This is a genomic window from Ulvibacter litoralis (genome assembly GCF_900102055.1).
Taxonomy (GTDB): domain Bacteria; phylum Bacteroidota; class Bacteroidia; order Flavobacteriales; family Flavobacteriaceae; genus Ulvibacter; species Ulvibacter litoralis.
Genome location: NZ_FNBA01000004.1, coordinates 20791 through 42004, shown reverse-complemented (window position 1 = coordinate 42004; position 21214 = coordinate 20791). Strand labels below are relative to the sequence as shown.

Sequence of the window (21214 nt, the reverse complement as noted above, 5' to 3'; positions counted from 1 at the left end):
ATATCTGTAAATATGTCTATAAATAGATCCATATTAGTCTAAAGGGCTAGCCGGATCACTTCCTGGTGGAACTGGCTGTGTAAAATCATACATTTTACCAGTTCCGTTATAGCCCGTTATTAAGTCACGGTATATGACTCCCACGCCTTTAACAGGATCTGGTTCTGTTCCTACTAAGATTAATTTTTCCTTATTGGTTGCAGAATCTACCCCTAAGTACGCACGAACATATTTATCGCCAGATTGCCCAGCAATTTCATTAAGTACAGATTGTAAATCGGAAGCTGGAATTAAAAAACCCTTACAGTCGTTATAACTATTGTAAGATGATTCTACAGCTCTCCATTCGGTAGTCCATGCTACAGCTGTCTCTAACGGAATTGAATTGTCGCTACTATCACTCATAATTAAAAAATTTATTTGGTTAAGTGATAAAAATAGAAAAACCATCGCAGTCTCACGAAGGTTTTTCTAGAAGATTTTAGTTTTCATTTTAAACTATTAAATTTTTGAAAGTAAATTATTAGTAGAGCTATTCTTCATTCTCTCAGAAGATTGTATTGCTTTTAATGTATGTTTCGCAATATTCTTCCCCAATTCTACTCCCCATTGATCATAACTGTATATATTCCAAACTATACCTTGCACAAACAATTTATGCTCATATAATGCGATTAAACTCCCTATTGATTTAGGTGTTAACTTTTGAATTAAAATTGTATTTGTTGGTTTGTTCCCCTCAAATTTTTTGTAATTATTTGGAGTCGTAACACCTTCTGTTCCTTGCAATAAAGCTTCTGTCTGCGCTATAAAATTAGCCAACAATTTATCATGGTGTTCTTTATTGCCATGCAATGACTCTGCAAAGCCAATAAAATCTGACGGAATTAATTTTGTTCCCTGATGCAACAGTTGAAAAAACGCATGTTGCGAATTGGTTCCTGTACCTCCCCAAATAATGGTTCCAGTTTCGTAATCGACTGGAGCGTCATTTCTGTCTATACTTTTACCGTTACTTTCCATAATGGCTTGCTGCAAATACGGAACTAGCTTGGTTAAATATTGCGTGTAAGGTAATACAGCTTCACTTTCAGCTTTATAAAAATTAGCATACCAAACTGACAGCAATGCTAACACAACGGGGATATTTTCTTGAAAGGGTGTTTCTGAAAAATGACCATCCATTTCATTGGCGCCTTTCAGTAAATCTTCAAAATTTGTGTATCCTACCGAACAACAGATTGATAATCCAACGGCGCTCCATAAAGAAAATCGGCCACCAACCCAATCCCACATTGGAAAAATATTTTCTGAAGCAATTCCAAACTCTTTTACAGCCTCCAAATTAGTAGAAACGGCTACAAAATGTTTGGCTACGTCAGATTCTGAAGCGGTCTTTAAAAACCAACTCCGCACCGTTGTTGCATTGGTTAAAGTTTCTTGAGTAGTAAACGTTTTTGAAACTATAATAAACAGTGTGGTTTCAGGATTTAGCTTCTTTAAGGTTTCCATTACGTGATCGCCATCTACATTCGAAATGAAATAGGTCTGTAACTGATTTTTATAATAGGTCAACGCTTCTGTCACCATGTCTGGCCCTAAATCACTTCCCCCAATCCCAATGTTTACAATCGTTGTAATAGGCTTTCCTGTGTATCCTTTCCAATCGCCTTGAATTACTGCTTCTGAAAATTGTTTCATCTGCTGAAGCGCATTTGCTACTTCTGGCTTCATGTTTTTAAAATCGCGAAGGGCTGTATGCAATACTGCTCTATTTTCAGTTTCATTTATGTTTGCTCCTGAAAATTGTTGCTGAATAGCTTCTTTTAAATTGACATCCTCGGCCAACTGAAGTAGCAACGAAAATGTTTCCGAAGTAATTCTATTTTTTGAAAAATCCACATAGAAATCATTCCACGAAATAGCAAATCGATCGGCTCGAGTTTCATCTTCCGCAAATAAATCTTGCATTTTTACATTCTTGGTTTCCTGAAAATGTTGCTGAAGTTTTTTCCAAGCATTGGTTTTTATAGGATTTACTGAAGGTAATGACATGTAAGTTTCTTTTTAGTACTGTTTCAACACACTAAATTTCTATTACTTTAAATTCAGTACTTGTGTTCTATAATAATCTATAAGACCGTCGATGGGTCTTCTAATAATGGTTCCTAACTCCAAATTGTAGGGCTTCATGCAATCGCGAATAATCGCCTCACTAAAGTGTGCAATAGACCCTATAAAATGAATGGGGACCTTTTGCGCTTCTTTGTAACAAAGAATGCGGTATTCAATAAATTTTAGAATTCCTTCGCTTATGAGCTTGTAAAAATAACCATTCACTTCTTCACTTGTAAAAATAAACTCGGCAAAAGAAGCCAAATACATATTTGGGTTTGGCTTTTTGTACAAATTCATTTTTATTTCATCAGGATCTAGGTCGAACCGTTTTTCAAATTCTGAAGCCAACTCACTCGGCATTTTATTGTAAAAATAATCCCGAATCAATCGCTTTCCGAAGTAGTTCCCACTCGCTTCATCCATTAAAACATAACCCAACGAATTTATAACGTTATGAACCTCTGTACCATCAAAATAACAACTATTTGAACCCGTACCTAGAATACATACAATTCCGGGCTCTGAAGTCGCTGCGCGAACTGCTGCTACAGTATCTTCGTTTACGGTAATTGTAGCGTTAGTAAAAAAGCTCGTCAGTATTGTAGCTAGTAATTCTTTAGGTGTTTTGGTTCCACAACCCGCACCGTAAAAATCTAATCGGTCAACAGATTCTGCTATTGCTAATAAATCTTTATTCTCAGTAATGCGTTTGTATAGTTCTTCTTCTGGAAAAACGGCTGGATTTAATCCTGAAGTTCGTGTTTTTAAAACGACTTCTCCGTGAGTATCCAATAGAATCCAATCACATTTTGTGGAACCTCCATCGGTAATTAATATCATCCTTAAACTTTTGCTACGTAGGCAGCTAAATCGATCAATTTTGACGAATATGCATACTCATTATCATACCAAGCTATTAATTTGAAGAAGTTATCGTTTAACGCAATTCCTGCTCCAGCATCAAATGTACACGTATGTGGATCGCTCACAAAATCTTGAGATACTACAGCGTCTTCCGTATAATTTACAATTCCTTTGTAAGCACCTTCAGAGGCTTTTTTAAATACCTTTTTAATTTCTTCGTACGAAGTACTTTTTTCAGTTCTAACCGTTAAATCGACCACAGAAACATCAGTAGTAGGAACACGAAATGCCATCCCTGTTAATTTACCTTCCAAAGCAGGGATTACCTTTGTTACAGCTTTTGCTGCACCTGTAGAAGCTGGAATAATATTAGACATTGCACTTCTTCCTGCTCTAAAATCCTTACGTGAAGGTCCGTCAACAGTAAGTTGTGTCGCTGTTGTTGCATGTACGGTAGTCATTAGCCCTTCTACAATTCCGAACTCATCATTGATAATTTTTGCTAATGGCGCCAAACAGTTGGTGGTACACGATGCGTTAGATACGATAGTGTCTGTTGCTTTTACGTCGGAATGATTTACACCCATGACAAACATTGGAGCATCTTTAGAAGGTGCAGAAATTACTACTTTTCTTGCATTTGCTTTAAGATGGGCTCCTGCTGAATCTAACGTTGTAAAAATTCCTGTACAATCAATAACAATGTCCGCACCTGCTTCATCCCATTTTAGGTTTTCAGGGTTTCTTTCCGCAGTCACACGGATGGTACGTCCGTCTACAACTAAGTTATTATCTATGACTTCTACAGTTCCAGGAAATTTTCCGTGTACTGAATCATATTCAAGTAAATACGCTAAGTGATCAACATCTAGTAAATCATTTACAGCCACAACTTCAATATCTTTGTGTTGTGATGCAATTCTAAAAGCTATTCTTCCGATTCGGCCAAAGCCGTTAATTCCAATTTTTGTCATACTAAATGTCTCGTGTGCACGAGAATGTTTAAATTAAACTTATTCTTAATGTTATTTTTAGAGTCTTTCGAGACTATATTGTATCTAAGGATGGAAAAGAGTATACCCAAATGTATACTAGTTTCACGAAAGACTTGTTAAATTGATGTTATGTCTGCCACTCGGATTAATTCTAAATCCAATTCATTTTCACCTTTTAAAGCATCTTCAAAAGGAACAGATACAATTTTACTGTGTACAATACCTATCATTACATTATGTTCGTTATTAAGTAATGCATCTACGGCTCCTACTCCCATTCTACTTGCCAAAACACGATCGTAACAACTTGGTGAACCTCCGCGCTGAATATGTCCTAAAACACTAACACGAACCTCATACCCTTCTAAATTATCTTCAATGTATTTTGCCAATTCGAAAATATTCTTTCCAATTTGATCGCCTTCAGAAACCACTATAATACTCGATGTCTTTCCAGATTTTTTACTGCGACGTAACGAATCGATTAATCGATCCTTCCCCATATCTTGTTCGGGAATCAAAATTTCTTCAGCGCCAGCACCTATTCCTGCATTCAAAGCAATATCTCCAGCATCTCTTCCCATTACCTCAACTAAAAAGAGTCGATTATGTGAATTTGCTGTATCTCGTATTTTATCAATCGCTTCTACTACTGTATTAAGAGCTGTATCATACCCGATGGTAAAATCGGTTCCATTAATATCGTTATCAATGGTTCCTGGAATACCTACAACAGGAAAATCAAACTCTTCACTAAAGACCAACGCTCCTGTAAATGTACCATCCCCTCCAATTACCACTAAAGCATCTATATTTGCTTTTACTAAATGATTATAGGCTTTTTGTCGCCCTTCTTTGGTTCGGAAACCTTTTGATCTAGCCGACTTTAAAAAAGTTCCTCCTCTATTGATAATGTTTTTTACCGAACGTGCATCTAGATCTTTAAAATCGCCTTCAATAAGACCTTCATAGCCTCTAAAGACCCCAACACATTCTAATTTTTGATAGGCGCACGACCGAACTACAGCCCGTATCGCTGCATTCATTCCTGGAGCATCTCCTCCACTCGTTAAAACACCTATTTTATTTATTTTTCTACTCACTACTGTAAATTTATGTTATAAAATGATACTGCGCAATTTCTTTTAAAAACTATAACGTTTTCGGTTGATAAATATTTAAAAAAAGCACTAAAACTGTTAAAAAAGACAGTATCCTAGTGCTAATTTGCTTTTTATTTTGAAGAACCCCCTCAAAATACCCCCCTTTAACTTTAAAAATTCACACTTACTTTACTAGAACGACATATTCCCACGGAGCAAAACTAAGTTTTTGATTTTCTACTAGTTTTAATTCCTTACCTGTTATCACATTTTTATAATCGCCTGTAACAGCTACAGTAAATTCTGTGGACGTATTTGAGAGATTCGCGATATACAACAACTCACTTTCTTTTAAATTACGTCTAAAAGCAAGTACCGTAGCATCCCTTGAGGTTGCAATACGCGTGTAACTCGAAGCCATTTTTCCTCCGCTCAGTGCAGGATTGGTATTTTTTAATGTTCCTAGTTTTTCTAAAAGAGGCCACATTTTTCCTTTGGTATGCGGAATTTCATCTTTTTCGAAAAATAACAATCGATGTTCTAGGTCGTATTCTTGTCCGCTGTAAATTAAAGGCATTCCTGGCATAGAATAACTTAGTGCGACCAAAGCTTCAGCTGCATCTCCCATTCGTTCTTTAATTGTTCCATTCCACGAATTCTCATCGTGATTGGTCGTAAAATTCATTAGAATATCGTCACGTTCATACATCGAATCCTTTTTGGTAATGTAAGCATCAAAATCGTGAACCGTTTTCTTTCCTTGCGCAATATCATTCATTACATGGTGTCCGTCCCACGCATATGCCATATCAAACAAATCTGTTCCTTTTAATAAATCTGGTTCCCAAGCTTCTGCTAACATAAAAATATCTTTTTGAGCCCGTAACTTCGGAATTGCATTCTCCCAAAACACTAGCGGTACCGATCCAGCAACATCACATCTAAATCCGTCGATTCCTTCTTCAGTAAGCCAATACGACATATCTTCAATCATCTCCTTTTGTAATCCTTCATTACTGTAATCTAAGTCGGCTACATCTGCCCAACCTACAGGTGTTCCGTCGTCATTTAAAGGATCTGTAATTTCTCCTGCTGCGTTTTTTGTATAATATTCAGGATGGCTTTTTATCCAAACATGATCCCAACCTGTGTGGTTTGGCACCCAATCTAAAATAACATACATCCCATTATCATGAGCTGTACTGATAAGACTTCTAAGATCATCCATCGTTCCAAATTCTGGATTTACTTTGGTAAAATCTGTTACAGCATAATAACTTCCTAACATTTTAGCACGTTCGGCTTCATCTTCAATTAAACTCGCAAAATCGCCTCCTGTAGCTTTTCGTTTTGTTTCAGAAATAGGAAAAACAGGCATTAACCATAATATTTTCACTCCTAATTCTTTTAACTGCGGAATGTCTTCTGTAAACGCATTAAACGTTCCTTCAGAAGAATATTGACGAATATTAGCTTCATAAATCACGGCAGATTCTAAATCTGCATCTGAAATAGGTTGGATTGTTTTTTCTGAAACTGTTTCAGTAATTACGCTCTTTTGCGTTTCATTTTTACACGCTACAACGACTAAAGCGACTAGTATAAAAGGGATCAGTTTTTTCATGTTTTCTAGTTAAAGTTAGTTCGAGATGATTCTAAAATCATTCCCTGGAATTAAGGTGTTTTGATACGTAAATCCTTCCGAAGCTTTATTAAAAACAACCGTCATGATTTCATCAAAATAGGCTCTCTGAATAATTAATACGTTTTCGTCTGCTTGCAACACTTGAGTACTTCCGTACTGAAGCGCCATCGAATTACGACGTGTTTTAATACCTTTTGCAATGCGTTCTTTTAGTTTCATTTCCAGGTTTGAAAGATCATCAAACTGCATCATTTTACGATTGTCAGGATCGTTTCCTCCTATGCTTCCGTATTCATCTCCGTAGTAAATACAAGGAATTCCAGGTGTGGTAAGGTTAAACGCTTGCAACATTGCCAGTTTGTTATAGGCTATGGTATCGCTCATTTTTATCTCACGTGTCCATCCTGCTTTTTTAGCGTCTTCATCAAATCGAACATCGCCAGAAGCGTAACTGATAAAACGTGCACGGTCTTGATTTCCAGAAATATTCCCCATTAAATGATGGCTTCCGTAGTAGGTTAACCCTTGTTTTAAAGTCGCTGCCAAACGTTCGAAAGAAGCATCGGTTGCAAAAGCATTTACTTCGGCATCGTATAAATTAAAATCAAATTGCGCTTGCAACATTCCTGTGTTGATGTAGCTTCTAATTAAATCGGGGCTTCCATAGGTTTCGCCAATTTGAAAAATAGGACGATTGGTACGTTCTTTTACTTTTTTAGTCAGTGTGCGCCAAAAATCTAACTGAATGTGCTTCGTCGCATCGTGTCTAAATCCATCCAACTCATAATGTGTAACCCAATACGCAGCCGAGTCTGTCATTTTCTCTACCACTTCTGGCTTACTGAAATCCAACGTTGGCAAAAACGTGTCGAACCAAGTTGTTAATCGATGGTCATCCCAACGCTCTGTATTTAAAGTTCCGTCTGGCAAATACAATTGGGTCGCCCAATCTGGGTGTTCTTTATACAACGGATGCTCTTCATGCACGTGATTTGCAACATAATCTAAAATCACATTCATCCCATTTTGGTGTGCTTTTTCAATCAACTCTTTAAACACCTCTTCATCACCAAAACGATCGTCAATTTTAGTGTTGCTAATGGGCCAATACCCGTGATATGCTGAGAATTTTGTAAGCGGTTCTGGCCACAAACCGTAGGCACCTTCTGGGTTTTGTGTGATAGGCGACAACCAAATGGTATTGATGCCCAAGTCTTCAAAATAGCCATCGTTAATTTTATCTAAAACACCCTGCAAATCGCCTCCGTAATAATTAGCTTTCGGTAATATACTGTCGTTTGCTACTTTTCGTGTGTTCTGCGGATTCCCATCTTTAAAACGGTCTACTAATAGGAAATACATGATTTGTGTCTGAAAGTCGGTGCGGTTTAATTTGGAAGCATCTGTAATAATATGTCCTTCGGAAAGGGGTATCAAAACATCGTTGCTGCGTCCATATTCGTTAGAAGTATACACCCGAACCTGCGCTCTTTTCGCATTGTTTTCAGGAAGCGTAATGCTTAGCAATCGTCCTTCAACCGAAATGTTTTCTGAAGCAATTAATTGGTTATCTATATAGGCTACTACTTGTGTTACTGGCTGACTCGCAGTCAACGTAAATCCTTCCGAAGTAACTGACTTTGTTTGTACAAACGGAATTTTAGATTCGTTAGTGGGTACAGAAAGTAACGAGTTAAAGCCGCCCATTCCATTACTTGTTTTTTTAGAATTGCTAGGATCTAGTGTTTCTTTTCCATCAATCATTAAAATGTATTGATGGTCGCCTGGGGTTACGCGAGTTGTGAAATTCCAAATACCATTTTGGAATTGTAAAGGCATAGTTTGCCAATTGCTAAATTCCCCCTTCACTCCTACCTCTTTGTACCTTTCATCAGCATCGGGAAGCGAAATAGACACTTCCTTTTTAGTGCTTTTAAACAGCGGAATATTAGTAACAACTCCCGAAGTCCAAATAGACATATTAAGCAGGTACGGAGCGTTTTCTTTTAATGTGACAACTACTTTTTCTTTAGTATCGAGTAGTTTACTTTCAAAAAAAGGATTTGTACCGATGGAATCAATATTTGAAACATCTAGTAAATAATCTGAAAGCAAAATTGCTTCACTATCGGTAGTTAAAAATACAGGTGTAGCAAGATTGACAGTCTCTGAGACAGCAATTACTTCTTCTTTTTCGTTTGTACACGACAGGCATATAAACGCAAAACTTAGGAATATAAAACAAATTGATTTCATAAAAACTAGCTGTTAAAAGGTTACTTCGTAAGTTCAATAATTAAGGCTGCTCTTGGCGCTAGTTGCATCGAATTTTGAAGTGTGATTTTTTCTTCTGAAACAATATCAGTTCCAGAGGTTGCTCCGTGTAAACCTTCAGCAAAACGATTCAATGATAGCGTTTTTTCTTCTTCGGAATTATTTAAAACAACCATCACCCGTTCTGAAGCATTGTATCGGAAATAAACATACACATCGTCCATTGGTATGTATTGTAAAAACTTCCCTGTATGCATTACTTCCTTTTCTTTCCGCCAATTCAATACTTTTTTCACAAAGCTGTGGTATTGGTTTTGTGAAGCTGTTCGTCCTTCTTCTGTAAATGCATTTTGAATATCACCCGTCCAACCGCCTGGAAAGTCCTTCCGAATATCGCCATCGCCATTGGCTTCTTTATCACCCATCATTCCTAATTCATCGCCATAATAAAATTGCGGAATCCCGCGAACGGTAAAGATCATGGTGAATACCTGTTTTATTTTATCAAAATCGTTTCCGTAGATTTGAGCAATGCGATTGGTATCGTGATTTCCAGCAAACACTAAAATATTATCGATGTCTGAATACAGAAAATCATTGCTGAAATTATCGTAGGCGCGTTGCAGTCCCGTGTCCCAACCTTGCGTTTCTTTAAACATTTGCATGAACGCATCGTGAAGTGTAAAGTCCATCACCGAAGGCAATCCTGAATTAAAATCTTGAATAGCTCCTATTTTACTGTCTTTTTGCCAAAATGCAATTTCGGCTGGAGAATGCATCCAAACTTCTCCTACAATATTGAAATTAGGATATTCTTTCATGATTTCTTTGGTCCAAATTGCAATTGCTTCCTTATCGTTATACGAATAGGTATCGACTCTAAATCCATCCAAATCGGCATATTCTATCCACCAAATCGCATTCTGAATCATATACTGCAACAACAACGGATTTTTCTGATTCATATCGGGCATGGTGGTATCAAACCAACCATTCATACATCCTTCAGCGTCAACTTCAGACGCATTTGGATCGTATTGAGTCGTCATTCGGTAATTACTGCGTTTAAAACCATTTGCATCCCCATCTTTCCAGATATGAATCCAATCTGTCGTTGGTAAATCCTGAATCATCCAATGCTTGCTGCCCCAATGATTGGTAACATAATCCATGACCAATTTCATATCGCGTTTGTGCATTTCTGAAGCCAATTGTTTGTAATCTTCATTGGTACCGTAGCGAGGGTCAATTTTGTAATAATCACTTTGGGCGTACGTATGATAACTATATGAAGGTTCATTATCTTCTAGCAAAGGTGTACTCCAAAGTGCGGTAAAACCAAGATCTTCTAGGTAATCTAACTGATTAATAATTCCTTGTATATCGCCTCCGTGACGACCACCGTTATTGGCTCTATCAACTTTTTCAACCGTATTTTTAGTACTGTCATTTGTTGGATCCCCATTGGCAAAACGGTCGGGCATTAGTAAATACATGGCGTCGCTCGCATCAAATCCTTGACGTGCTTCGGAAGCGGTTCTACGTTCCTTTAATTCAAAGTCGTAGGTGAATTTCGTCTTCCCTTTTTTCTGAAAGTGTAGCACATAGGTTCCTTCTGACACATTTTTTGTTGCAACCGTTACAAACAAATAATTAGGATTTGTTGTTTTTTGAACTTCGGTAATATTCAATCCATTAACGGAAACATCAAACTGGCTAATATCCTTTCCGTAGCACAAAATTTGCACATCACTCTGCTGCATTCCGGCCCACCAAAAAGGAGGTTCTACACGTTCCACTTGTCCAAAAACAGCCAACGTAACGCAAAAAAACAAACTACTTAAAAACAACTTCATAGGGCAACTTCTTTATTAGGTGTAACTATAACAGGCACATTATTGACTAAAATTTCTAATTCTTTGGTTCCTTCTAAGGTCAGTGTATGACCTGTCTGATTCACATACACTTTTAAAACTTGATCTCTAAAGTTTATTTTAAACGTATAACTTTCCCATTGCGAAGGTATTTTTGGAGCAAATGAAAGTTGTCCATCCTTCACTCGCATTCCGCCAAAACCTTCCACAATACTCATCCACGTTCCCGCCATACTTGTAATATGACATCCTTCTTCTACTTCGTTATTATAATCGTCTAAATCTAAACGAGAGGTACGTAAATACAATTGGTATGCCTGATCCATCCTCCCTAGTTTCGCAGCTTGAATGGAGTGCACGCAAGGAGAAAGTGATGATTCGTGAACGGTTAATGGTTCGTAAAAATCGAAGTGTTTTTCGAGTTGTTCTTCGGAAAAATCTGCTTCAAAGAAGTAAAATCCTTGTAACACATCGGCCTGCTTAATATAAGGAGAGCGCAAAATACGATCCCAAGACCATTTTTGGTTAATAGGACGCTGTGACGCATCCAACTCAGCTACTGAAATTAATTCTTTATCTAGAAATCCGTCCTGCTGAAGGTATACGCCTTCGCTTTCAGAATAAGGGAAATACATAGTAGAAGCCACCTCATTCCATTGTGCAATTTCTGCTTTTGAAAGTTTGGTTTTGTTCATAATACGAACATAATCATTCTCAAACCTTTCAGAAACATTTTGAATTTGTGCCGTTGCATATTGAATACACCAAGCAGCGATATAATTCGTATACCAGTTATTATTTACATTATTTTCATATTCATTAGGGCCTGTAACTCCGAGAATAACCGACTTATTTTTTGCTTTTGAAAAATTCGCTCTTTGATGCCAAAAACGTGCAATTGCGATTAACACTTCCAATCCTTTTTCTGGAATATACGTAGTATCTCCCGTGTATCGAACGTAGTTGTAAATAGCAAAAGAAATAGCACCATTTCTATGAATTTCTTCAAAGGTAATCTCCCATTCATTATGACACTCTTCCCCGTTCATGGTTACCATAGGATACAATGCAGCACCTTTGGTAAACCCTAATTTTTCAGCATTTTCAATCGCTTTTTCTAGATGATGGTACCGATATTCTAACAGGCTTCTCGCAACCTTTTGATCTTTAGTTGCCATATAAAAAGGAATGCAATACGCTTCGGTATCCCAATAGGTACTTCCGCCGTATTTCTCTCCAGTGAAGCCCTTCGGACCAATATTTAAGCGGGCATCTTTCCCTAAATAGGTTTGGTTTAACTGAAAGATATTAAATCGGATTCCTTGTTGTGCTTTTATATCCCCTTCAATAGAAATATCTGCCATTTCCCAAATAGTAGCCCAGCTTTCCTTCTGAAGCGCTAGTAATTTAGAAAACCCTAACGATACCCCTTTTGCAAGTGTTTCTTGGGCAGCAGCTACCAAATTTTCAGCGTTATGATTGGTGTCTACTGTATATCCTCCATATTTCTGAAGGGAAGCCGTTTCATTTTTACCAACCGTTACAGTGTATTGTAAACCAACATAATTTTCTTTCAAAATGGGTGTTGGTTGTTGCGTAACTTGCGTTTCATTTACAAATAATTGAGACTCCATAAAAGTACAGACATTGAACTCTGTTTTCATGGTATGAGAAACAATAAACGCTTGTTGTTTGCTTTCAGAAACAGAAAGCGTATCCCAAAATTTATCATCCCAATTGGTATCTTCATTGGTAATTCCACCATCTAAATACGGGGTAAACACAATACTTGCATCACCATTTAAAGGAGTGATTTTATAACGTATTGCGCCCAATTCGTCCATTTCTAAGGATAAAAACCGCGTGCTTTCAACAGCTATTTCAAGACCATTTGCAAGTGTTGCTTGAAATGAACGCTTGTAATAGCCTTCCTTCATATTGAGCACTCTTCTAAAATTAGAAATACTTTCACAAGTATTTAAATCTAACACTTCATTGTTTATATAAATATGTATTCCAATCCAATTGGGTGCGTTAAGTACTTTAGCAAAATATTCTGGATAGCCATTTTTCCACCAGCCAACTCTTGTTTTATCTGGATAATAAACTCCTGCAATATAACTTCCTTGGAAGGTGGTTCCCGAGTAATCTTCTTCAAAATTAGCTCGTTGTCCCATAGCTCCATTTCCAATACTGAAAAGACTTTCGGATGATTTTACGCGTGTTGCGTTAAATCCTTCTTCTATAATTGACCAACTATCTGGTTGTATATAATCTTGATTCATTGTAATTGTTTTTACATTCCTTTTTAAGAGAATACGCTTACTTTTTAATTAATTCTTTTATAAATTCTGAAGGCATTTCTGTGAAATCACGAAATACATGATCAGCTTCGTGTAATACCGTTTTATCCCCTATTCCAATACTTATCATTCCTGCTGAATTGGCTGCTTGTATACCAGCAACAGAATCTTCAAAAACAACACATTGGTTTGGAGGCACCTGTAATCCTTCAGCGGCATTTAAAAACACTTCCGGATCGGGTTTAGCTTTGGTTACGTTTGTACCATCTACAATGGTTTCAAAGTATTCTTTGAGAGCAACTTTATCTAAGATGATACGTGCATTTTTACTCGCAGAACCCAACGCTATTTTTTGGTTGGTTTCTTTCAGAAAATCTAATACACGGACTACATCTGGTAAAATTTCAGACGTCGTCATTTTAGAAATATACGAGAGGTATTCTTCATTTTTTTTGTTCATCGTAGCATTAAAAGCTTCTTCAGATAGAGAAATTGCACCCCATGTTAGTATTTTATGTAATGATGCTACTCTACTTACGCCTTTTAATTGCTCGTTTTGAGCTTCAGAAAAAGGAATTTCTAAAGATGTAGCTAAATTTTTCCAAGCCAAATAGTGATACTTTGCGGTATCTACAATGACGCCGTCTAAATCGAAAATAAATCCTTTAGTGTTCATCTTTCTTACTTTTCTTGATAGCTAATAGCATTCGGGTTTGTAATCAATAAGTTGCAAAAACCTGCAATTAACAAGCTTATTCCTGCAATAATCATTGCATTTATAGTGTTTTCTCCTAATAACTTATAGGTGAAATTAACACCTCCAAGGGCTGCTATAATTTGTGGAATAACAATAAACATGTTGAATATCCCCATGAAAACACCCATTCGTTTTGGATCTATCGCACTAGAAAGCATGGCATACGGCATGGAAAGAATACTTCCCCAAGAAAATCCTATTAAGGTGAAACTTAGCGCGAGCCAAGAAGGGCTTGGAACAAAGTACATGAATATAAATCCGAAGCCTCCTAAAATAAGGGCTCCCATGTGAATGTACTTTCTATTAATTCGTTTTTTGGAGGTATAAAAAGTTAAAAGTAATGCAAATGCCATAGAAGACAATCCATAAATTCCCATATACGATCCCACACTATTTGAAGCTTCTTGAAAGGCTGTGTTATCGGTATTAAACTGTAGTAATTGCGTTGCATTGTTTAAATCGTAATTAGCTTCAATAGGTGCTGGGGTGTGAAAAACATGTTCGGTTAAGGCAGGATTTGCCATACTCCACATAGTAAAAAAAGCAAACCAGCTAAAAAATTGGATTACTCCCAATTTCTTCATGGTTAGTGGCATATTTCCAATATTTTCTATGATATCTAGAAGGAACCTATTTTTCTGTTTCTTTTCTCTTTCAAATTCTTCCATATCTTCTGGAGGATATTCTGAAGTTGTAAAAATGGTGTATAAAATACTTGCCATAAATACAAAGGCTCCGATACCAAAAGCTACTTTTACAGACATAGGGACCACACCTTGTGCGGCTTCGTTGCTAACGCCTATTTCTGAAACAAGCCATGGTAAATTACTCGCTATCCAGGTACCTATTCCAATAATAAGTGTTTGAACAACAAATCCGTAAGAGCGTTGTGAGTCTGGAAGATTATCAGCTACAAGCGCACGAAAAGGTTCCATTGAAATATTTATAGACGCATCTAAAATCCATAAAAATCCAGCAGCCATCCATAAGACAGGAGAATGTGGTACAAATAACAACGCCAGTGAGCTTAAAATAGCTCCAATAAGGAAGTAAGGTTTGCGACGTCCCCAACGAGGATGCCATGTTTTATCGCTTAAGTATCCTATAATAGGTTGTACTAATAATCCTGTAAGCGGTGCTGCAATCCAAAGCAATGGTATATCATCTTTGGCCGCACCTAATGTTTGAAAAATTCTGGACATAAATCCACCTTGCAAGGCGAATCCGAACTGAATACCAAGGAAACCGAAACTCATGTTCCAGATTTCCCAAAAGCCTAATTTAGGTTTTTGCATATCGATAGTTTAAATTACTTCGATATATGGAATGTGCCACAGATGTGACATTCTACATATCAAAACTTATTTTAAAGTGGAAGTAAAAATATAAGTCTTGAAAATGTTATCTGGCTGTAAATATATGTATTTTTTTTAGTGGTGAAATGTTAAATTTCTGAAGTTGATGCTCTTTCTATTAATTCTGTTTCAATAACAACGGTTTGAAAAGGAGGCTCAACATGGTCATTTTCAAGCCGGTCTATTAATAAATCAGCTGCTTTTTCTCCAATTTGTTTTCCGTGTTGACTCACTGAAGTTAAGCCAGGAGTTGCATATTTTGATAAGACTCCATCTGTAAAACCAATCACTTTTATATCCTTCGGAATAGATTTTCCTAGTTTTAAAGCTTCCTTCATGGCCGATAATGCATAAATTTCGTTTACCGCAAATATTCCATCAATTTCTGGATTATTTTTTAATAACAACTGAATTTCTTGTTCTAACAAATCCATGTGTGCTTCTTCATTGAGCTCGTCATTCAATTTTAAAATAAAATTTTCATTCAAAGGTAAATTACTTTCAGTCAAAGCTGTCAAATAACCTGTGGTTCTAAGCTTTCCGACGCTTACATAATCTTTTGTAGTAATAATTCCTATGTTTTTACAGCCTAGCGAAACTAATTTATTTACTGCTTTCCGAGCTCCTTCAACATCATCGACAATTACTTTATCGCATCCTATTTCTTTAATGGCTCTATCAAACATCACAATAGGCATTCCTTGGTCTATTGTTTCAGTTAAGTGATGGTAATCTTTGAGAAGTTGTGTTTCTTTTGATACAGAAAGGATGAAACCATCGATACTTCCGTTTGCCAACATTTCCATATTGATAACCTCTTTGGTGAAAGATTCGTTGGAAAGACCTATAATTACGTTGTAGCCTCGCTCGTTAGCTACTTTTTCAATCCCACTTATAACGGTTGTAAAAAAGTGATGCACTATTTCAGGAATAATTACACCTAGGGTTTTAGTCTTTCTATTTTTTAAGCTTAATGCAATATTATTGGGTTTGTAATTATAGAGCTTTGCAAAAGCTTTTATTTTATCTCTTGTATCCTTGCTTATTTCGTGGCTATCCCGTAATGCTTTTGAAACTGTCGAGATGGACACATCTAATTCTTTAGCAATTTTTTTTAAAGTTAATTTTTGCATTCGTTAATAGGGAGGGTTGAATTTGTTAAGTATTTATTGAGATATGAAATTGATAATTGAAGCTACAATATATTATTGAATTACGAATAAAACCAATAAGAACTACCAAAATGTTAAAAAATAAAAACTTATTAACACGAAAACGTTTTCGTGAGCCTCAAATTTAACAAATTCTTAATATATAATTAAAATTCGTATACATTTGAATTGGAAGTAAAAATATACAGTCTTTTAAATCATTGTAAATCAAGAACTTAAACCAAATGAGACAACTATTCAAAAAAATTTTATTCGTAGTCGCTTTCATACCTTTAGCGCTCTTTTCGCAAAATGAGGTACAAGGAACCATTACGGATGATAGTACAGGAATGGCGATTCCAGGTGTTAATGTAGTAATAAAAGGTACAACAAATGGTACGACATCAGATTTTGATGGAAAATATACCATCAACAATGTAAAAACAGATGATCTAATTGTCTATACCTATGTTGGCTTCGCAGCGCAAGAAGTAAAATACTCAGGACAAACTTTAATTAATATTCAATTAGTAGAGGACGCTTCTCAACTTGAAGAAGTATTACTAATTGGTTATGGCTCTACAAATAAACAAGATGCAACGGGAGCTGTTCAGAAGGTTTCTTCAGAAGTCTTTAATCAAGGAGCTATTGTTTCACCCGATCAATTACTTTCTGGAAAATCGGCAGGGGTTCGCATTACTAGTAGTGGTGGTGGCCCTGGAGAAGGTTCCGAAATACGAATTAGAGGAGGCTCTTCGTTAGCGGGAAATAACAGTCCTTTAATTATTCTTGATGGAATTCCGTTAGATCAACGAAGCTTACAAGGTGTTAGAAATCCTTTAAACGCTATTAATCCAAACGAAATTGAAGAGTTTGTCGTTTTAAAAGATGCTTCAGCAACAGCTATTTATGGTTCTAGAGCTTCAAATGGTGTTATTCTTATTACGACAAAAAGCGGTAAGAAAAATACCCCTTTAGTTCTTGATTATGGCTTTCAGTTTTCAGCAGATCAAATAACAGACAAAGTAGATGTCTTTGATGCTTCAGAATTTAGACAACTAGTTACGGATCGTGGCGGAGATCTTTCAAGATTAGGAAGAAGCAATACAGATTGGCAAGATTACATTTACAGAACTGCGAATGGTGCCATTCATAACTTAACAGCGACACAAGGTTTTAAAAACTTTACGTACCGTATTAACTACAACAACACCAATAAAGAAGGAGTTTTGTTAAAAGATTTATATCGCAGAAATGCTTTAAACTTGAACTTGACTGCAGATTTACTTGACAATCACTTAAAATTAGTGGCAACAGCGAAGGGAAGTTTTGAAGATAACTACTACGCAAATAAAGGAGCTATTGGAAATGCTGTTAATTTTGATCCTACACAACCTGTATATGGTGCTGGTAATTTCGAAGGGTTTTATGAGTATACAGATGAGACTGGTGGTCCGCTAAACTTAGCACCTAAAAATCCTTTTGCACAATTGCAACAAGACGATAACAAATCGAGAACAAAACGCACCATTTCTAACTTAAATATAGATTACAAGTTTCACTTTTTGCCAGAATTACGATTTATAGCGAATGCAGGTATTGATTATTCTGAACTTGATGGGAAACAATTTATTTCGGCGAATTCGGCAACACAGCAAAATGGACAGTTTAAAAACTTCTATTCTGGGTTAAACCGAAACACAAATTTAGACTTAGTGCTTAACTACAAAAACAGTATTGAAAGCATTAACACGAAGTATGATATCCTTGGAGGTCATGAATATCAAGAATTTTACATTCAATCGTATTTATTCAATTCCCAAGGAAGCGATGTTACCTTGGAGAAAAATGATATCAATAGAAATTCATTAGAGTCTTACTTCGGAAGAGTTAGTTTTGATATTTCTGATAAGTATTTAATTTCTGCAAGTTACAGACGTGATGGGTCGTCACGATTTAGCCCAGATGCACGTTGGGGAAATTTCCCAGCAGCTTCTGTAGGTTGGAAAATTAGTAACGAGGACTTTTTGAAGAATTCGAAAACAATTTCTACACTGAAGCTACGCGGAGGGTACGGAATTACAGGAAACCAAGAAATTAATACTAATTATGGATATCTAGGGGTTTACACGCCTGGACAACCATCTGCAAGTGTTGAATTTGGCGGGATTTTTGTAAATACATTACGTCCTGAAGAGTTTGACGAAAACCTAAAATGGGAAGAAACTACGCAATACAACGCTGGTTTAGACTTTGGTTTTTTTGAAGATAGATTAGCGATTAGCGTTGATGGATATTACAGAGAAACAAAGGATTTATTAGCACGTATTCCTGTTGCTGCAGGGTCTAACCTATCTGATATTTTAACTACTAATATTGGAGAATCTAGAAGTCGAGGTATTGAAGTAGGTATTGATGTAGATTTAGCGCGATCTGAAAATTTCAACTGGAGCATTAACCTTAACGGAACGCTTCAAGATTTCGAAATTACAAAACTTGATTTAAGCGGAAGCGAAGACTTTTTCATTCCACAGGGAGATATTTCTGGAGGTGTTGGAAATAAAATTCAATTATACCGTCCTGGCTACGATCCTTCTACATTCTTTGTTTTCAGACAAGTATATGATGATGCAGGAAACCCAATTGAAGGTGCTTACGTAGACATTAATGGTGACAATCAAATTACCGAAGAAGACAAACAAGCCTACAAAAAAGCAACACCAGATGCGTATTACGGATTCTCTTCTAACTTAAGCTACAAAAACTTTGATTTTGCGTTTACGTTGAGAGGAAGTTTAGGAAATTACGTGTATAACAATGCTTCTGCCGGAACTGGTTACTACGCTAGTATGTTTGATACTCTTGGAGATTTTTACCAAAACGGAAGTACCGATGTCGTAAATACCAATTTTGAAGAAGCACAGTACTTTTCAGATTATTACATCCGAAGAGCCGATTTCTTGAAACTTGACAATATGTCGATTGGATACACGATTCCACTTGAAAAAGTTACAGTACGAACAACCTTAACAGGAACCAACCTATTTACACTAACTGAATATGAAGGGTTAGATCCAGAAATCTCTAATGGTATTGACAACAATTTTTACCCAAGACCTAGAGGATTTGTACTTGGATTAAACTTTACTTATTAATAAAAATTATAAACTATGTACAACACTGTAAAAAAAGTTTTTATTCTTTTCACACTGACAGCTTTATTTGTGTCGTGTGAAAAAAGTCTGGACTTAACGCCTGAAGACGATAGAAATACGTCTGCTTCAGTATTTGATGATCCTGCTTCGTACGAACAATTTTTAGCGAAAATATATGCAGGAATTTCTTTAAGCGGACAAGAAGGACCCGCTGGAAATCCAGATTTAGAAGGTCTTGATGAAGGGTTCTCTAACTACCTACGTTTGTATTGGATGATGCAAGAGTTTACCACAGACGAAGCCTTAATTGGTTGGGATGATGGAACTATTAAAGATTTACACGGACAAAACTGGACCGCTGGAAACGAATTTATTCGTACAGCATATTCTCGTATCATGTACCAAATTGCACTTTGTAATGAATTTTTAAGACAAACCTCTGATGAAAAATTAGACAGTAGAGGCGTTACAGGAGATTTAAGAACTCAAATTCAAAATTACAGAGCCGAAACTCGCTTTATGCGTGCATTAAGCTACTGGCATGCTTTGGATTTATTTGGAAACCCACCCTTTGTAACTGAAAATGACCCTATTGGTGCCTTTTTACCACCACAGACCAATTCATCAGACTTATTCAGTTATATAGAAAGTGAGTTGTTAGCTGTTGAAAATACAATTGTTACCGCAAAACAAAACCAGTATGGCCGTGCAGATCAAGCTGCAGTTTGGACGCTTTTAGCAAAACTATACCTTAATTCAGAAGTATACACAGGTACTGCTCATTACGATGCTGTAATTACGTATTGTAACAAAATTATTAGTGCGGGTTATAGCATTGCACCTATTCCTTACGAAAATCTGTTTCTTGCCGATAACAATACAAATGGCGCACAAACAGAAACAATTTTTGTAATCCCTTTTGATGGTGTTTATACTAAATCATTTGGAGGAATGACCTTTTTAGTACATGCTCCAGTAGGTGGATCTATGGATCCTTTAGAGTTTGGAATTAACGGCGGATGGGCTGGAATTAGAACAACATCTACTTTTGTAGAACAGTTCCCTGGAGAAGATGTTTCGCCAGATGGAAGGTCTCAATTCTATACCGACGGACAGAGTAAAGAAATTACTAGTGTCCCTCCTTTTAACCAAGGATATGCTGTGAAAAAATTCAAAAATGTAGATGTAGATGGAAACCCTGGTTCAGACCCTAATGATCATCCAGATACAGATTTCCCTATGTTTCGATTGGCAGATGTTTATTTAATGTATGCAGAAGCTGTTGTTCGTAATGGTGGTGGAAATGCTGGAACAGCAGTAGATTATATTAATGAGTTACGCCTAAGAGCCTATGGAGATACGTCAGGAAATATTTCGCAATCAGATTTGACACTAGATTTTATTCTTTCTGAAAGATCTCGTGAGTTATACTGGGAAGCACACAGAAGAACGGATTTAATTCGTTTTGGAAAATTCTCAGACCAAGGTGTATGGCCTTGGAAAGGAAACGTTCCTTTTGGAACTACCACAGAATCATTTAGAGATTTGATGCCTATTCCTGCTACAGATTTAGGGGTAAATCCAAATTTAGTACAAAATCCAGGTTATTAATTAAAAAAA

General features: G+C 36.5%; 14 protein-coding genes. 2 read left to right on the top strand and 12 right to left on the bottom strand.

Annotation, left to right across the window (positions count from 1 at the left end):
* Positions 1-33: 33 nt before the first annotated feature.
* From BLQ00_RS12720 to BLQ00_RS12665, 12 genes are all read right to left on the bottom strand, one after another.
* A complete protein-coding gene (locus tag BLQ00_RS12720) occupies positions 34-405 on the bottom strand; it encodes a hypothetical protein (RefSeq protein ID WP_093144699.1) in 372 nt (123 codons plus the stop codon).
* A gap of 96 nt (positions 406-501) precedes the next feature.
* Positions 502-2055: a glucose-6-phosphate isomerase gene (gene pgi / locus BLQ00_RS12715; protein WP_093144698.1), complete on the bottom strand. Its 1554-nt coding sequence runs from the start codon at positions 2053-2055 to the stop codon at positions 502-504.
* 42 nt (positions 2056-2097) lie between these two features.
* Positions 2098-2958: a BadF/BadG/BcrA/BcrD ATPase family protein gene (locus BLQ00_RS12710; protein ID WP_093144697.1), complete on the bottom strand. Its 861-nt coding sequence runs from the start codon at positions 2956-2958 to the stop codon at positions 2098-2100.
* A gap of 2 nt (positions 2959-2960) precedes the next feature.
* The gene (gene gap / locus BLQ00_RS12705) at positions 2961-3956 is read right to left on the bottom strand and encodes a type I glyceraldehyde-3-phosphate dehydrogenase (RefSeq protein WP_093144696.1); all 996 of its coding nucleotides are present in this window, start codon (positions 3954-3956) and stop codon (positions 2961-2963) included.
* A gap of 137 nt (positions 3957-4093) precedes the next feature.
* The gene (gene pfkA, locus BLQ00_RS12700) at positions 4094-5023 is read right to left on the bottom strand and encodes a 6-phosphofructokinase (RefSeq protein ID WP_373287757.1); all 930 of its coding nucleotides are present in this window, start codon (positions 5021-5023) and stop codon (positions 4094-4096) included.
* 241 nt (positions 5024-5264) lie between these two features.
* Positions 5265-6704, bottom strand: a complete 1440-nt coding sequence (locus tag BLQ00_RS12695; RefSeq protein WP_093144694.1) for an alpha-amylase family glycosyl hydrolase — start codon at positions 6702-6704, stop codon at positions 5265-5267.
* Positions 6705-6719: 15 nt separating this feature from the next.
* Positions 6720-8981 carry an alpha-amylase family glycosyl hydrolase gene (locus BLQ00_RS12690; protein WP_093144693.1) on the bottom strand — a complete coding sequence of 754 codons (2262 nt, stop codon included), beginning with the start codon at positions 8979-8981 and terminating at the stop codon, positions 6720-6722.
* A gap of 20 nt (positions 8982-9001) precedes the next feature.
* Positions 9002-10855, bottom strand: coding sequence for a glycoside hydrolase family 13 protein (locus BLQ00_RS12685; RefSeq protein WP_093144692.1), 1854 nt, complete (start codon positions 10853-10855; stop codon positions 9002-9004).
* On the bottom strand, positions 10852-13158 hold the full coding sequence (locus BLQ00_RS12680) for a glycoside hydrolase family 65 protein (protein ID WP_093144691.1): 2307 nt from the start codon (positions 13156-13158) through the stop codon (positions 10852-10854). The genes BLQ00_RS12685 and BLQ00_RS12680 overlap by 4 nt, the downstream gene beginning before the upstream one ends.
* A gap of 37 nt (positions 13159-13195) precedes the next feature.
* Positions 13196-13852: a beta-phosphoglucomutase gene (gene pgmB / locus BLQ00_RS12675; protein ID WP_093144690.1), complete on the bottom strand. Its 657-nt coding sequence runs from the start codon at positions 13850-13852 to the stop codon at positions 13196-13198.
* A gap of 5 nt (positions 13853-13857) precedes the next feature.
* A complete protein-coding gene (locus BLQ00_RS12670) occupies positions 13858-15228 on the bottom strand; it encodes an MFS transporter (protein ID WP_093144689.1) in 1371 nt (456 codons plus the stop codon).
* Between the two features lie 149 nt (positions 15229-15377).
* Entirely contained in the window at positions 15378-16421 is a 1044-nt protein-coding gene (locus tag BLQ00_RS12665; protein WP_093144688.1) for a LacI family DNA-binding transcriptional regulator, read from the bottom strand.
* A gap of 263 nt (positions 16422-16684) precedes the next feature.
* Between BLQ00_RS12665 and BLQ00_RS12660 the strand changes: the two genes are divergently transcribed.
* Together BLQ00_RS12660 and BLQ00_RS12655 are read left to right on the top strand one after the other, a co-directional pair.
* Positions 16685-19594, top strand: coding sequence for a SusC/RagA family TonB-linked outer membrane protein (locus BLQ00_RS12660; protein ID WP_093144687.1), 2910 nt, complete (start codon positions 16685-16687; stop codon positions 19592-19594).
* A 15-nt stretch (positions 19595-19609) separates the two neighbouring features.
* Positions 19610-21205, top strand: a complete 1596-nt coding sequence (locus BLQ00_RS12655; protein ID WP_093144686.1) for a RagB/SusD family nutrient uptake outer membrane protein — start codon at positions 19610-19612, stop codon at positions 21203-21205.
* Positions 21206-21214: the final 9 nt, after the last annotated feature.

Coding starts and splice junctions, on each gene's coding strand:
- BLQ00_RS12720 (WP_093144699.1), bottom strand. CDS start 405: ATGAGTGATAGTAGCGACAATTCAATTCCGTTAGAGACAGCTGTAGCA.
- pgi (WP_093144698.1), bottom strand. CDS start 2,055: ATGTCATTACCTTCAGTAAATCCTATAAAAACCAATGCTTGGAAAAAA.
- BLQ00_RS12710 (WP_093144697.1), bottom strand. CDS start 2,958: ATGATATTAATTACCGATGGAGGTTCCACAAAATGTGATTGGATTCTA.
- gap (WP_093144696.1), bottom strand. CDS start 3,956: ATGACAAAAATTGGAATTAACGGCTTTGGCCGAATCGGAAGAATAGCT.
- pfkA (WP_373287757.1), bottom strand. CDS start 5,023: ATGAATGCAGCGATACGGGCTGTAGTTCGGTCGTGCGCCTATCAAAAA.
- BLQ00_RS12695 (WP_093144694.1), bottom strand. CDS start 6,704: ATGAAAAAACTGATCCCTTTTATACTAGTCGCTTTAGTCGTTGTAGCG.
- BLQ00_RS12690 (WP_093144693.1), bottom strand. CDS start 8,981: ATGAAATCAATTTGTTTTATATTCCTAAGTTTTGCGTTTATATGCCTG.
- BLQ00_RS12685 (WP_093144692.1), bottom strand. CDS start 10,855: ATGAAGTTGTTTTTAAGTAGTTTGTTTTTTTGCGTTACGTTGGCTGTT.
- BLQ00_RS12680 (WP_093144691.1), bottom strand. CDS start 13,158: ATGAATCAAGATTATATACAACCAGATAGTTGGTCAATTATAGAAGAA.
- pgmB (WP_093144690.1), bottom strand. CDS start 13,852: ATGAACACTAAAGGATTTATTTTCGATTTAGACGGCGTCATTGTAGAT.
- BLQ00_RS12670 (WP_093144689.1), bottom strand. CDS start 15,228: ATGCAAAAACCTAAATTAGGCTTTTGGGAAATCTGGAACATGAGTTTC.
- BLQ00_RS12665 (WP_093144688.1), bottom strand. CDS start 16,421: ATGCAAAAATTAACTTTAAAAAAAATTGCTAAAGAATTAGATGTGTCC.
- BLQ00_RS12660 (WP_093144687.1), top strand. CDS start 16,685: ATGAGACAACTATTCAAAAAAATTTTATTCGTAGTCGCTTTCATACCT.
- BLQ00_RS12655 (WP_093144686.1), top strand. CDS start 19,610: ATGTACAACACTGTAAAAAAAGTTTTTATTCTTTTCACACTGACAGCT.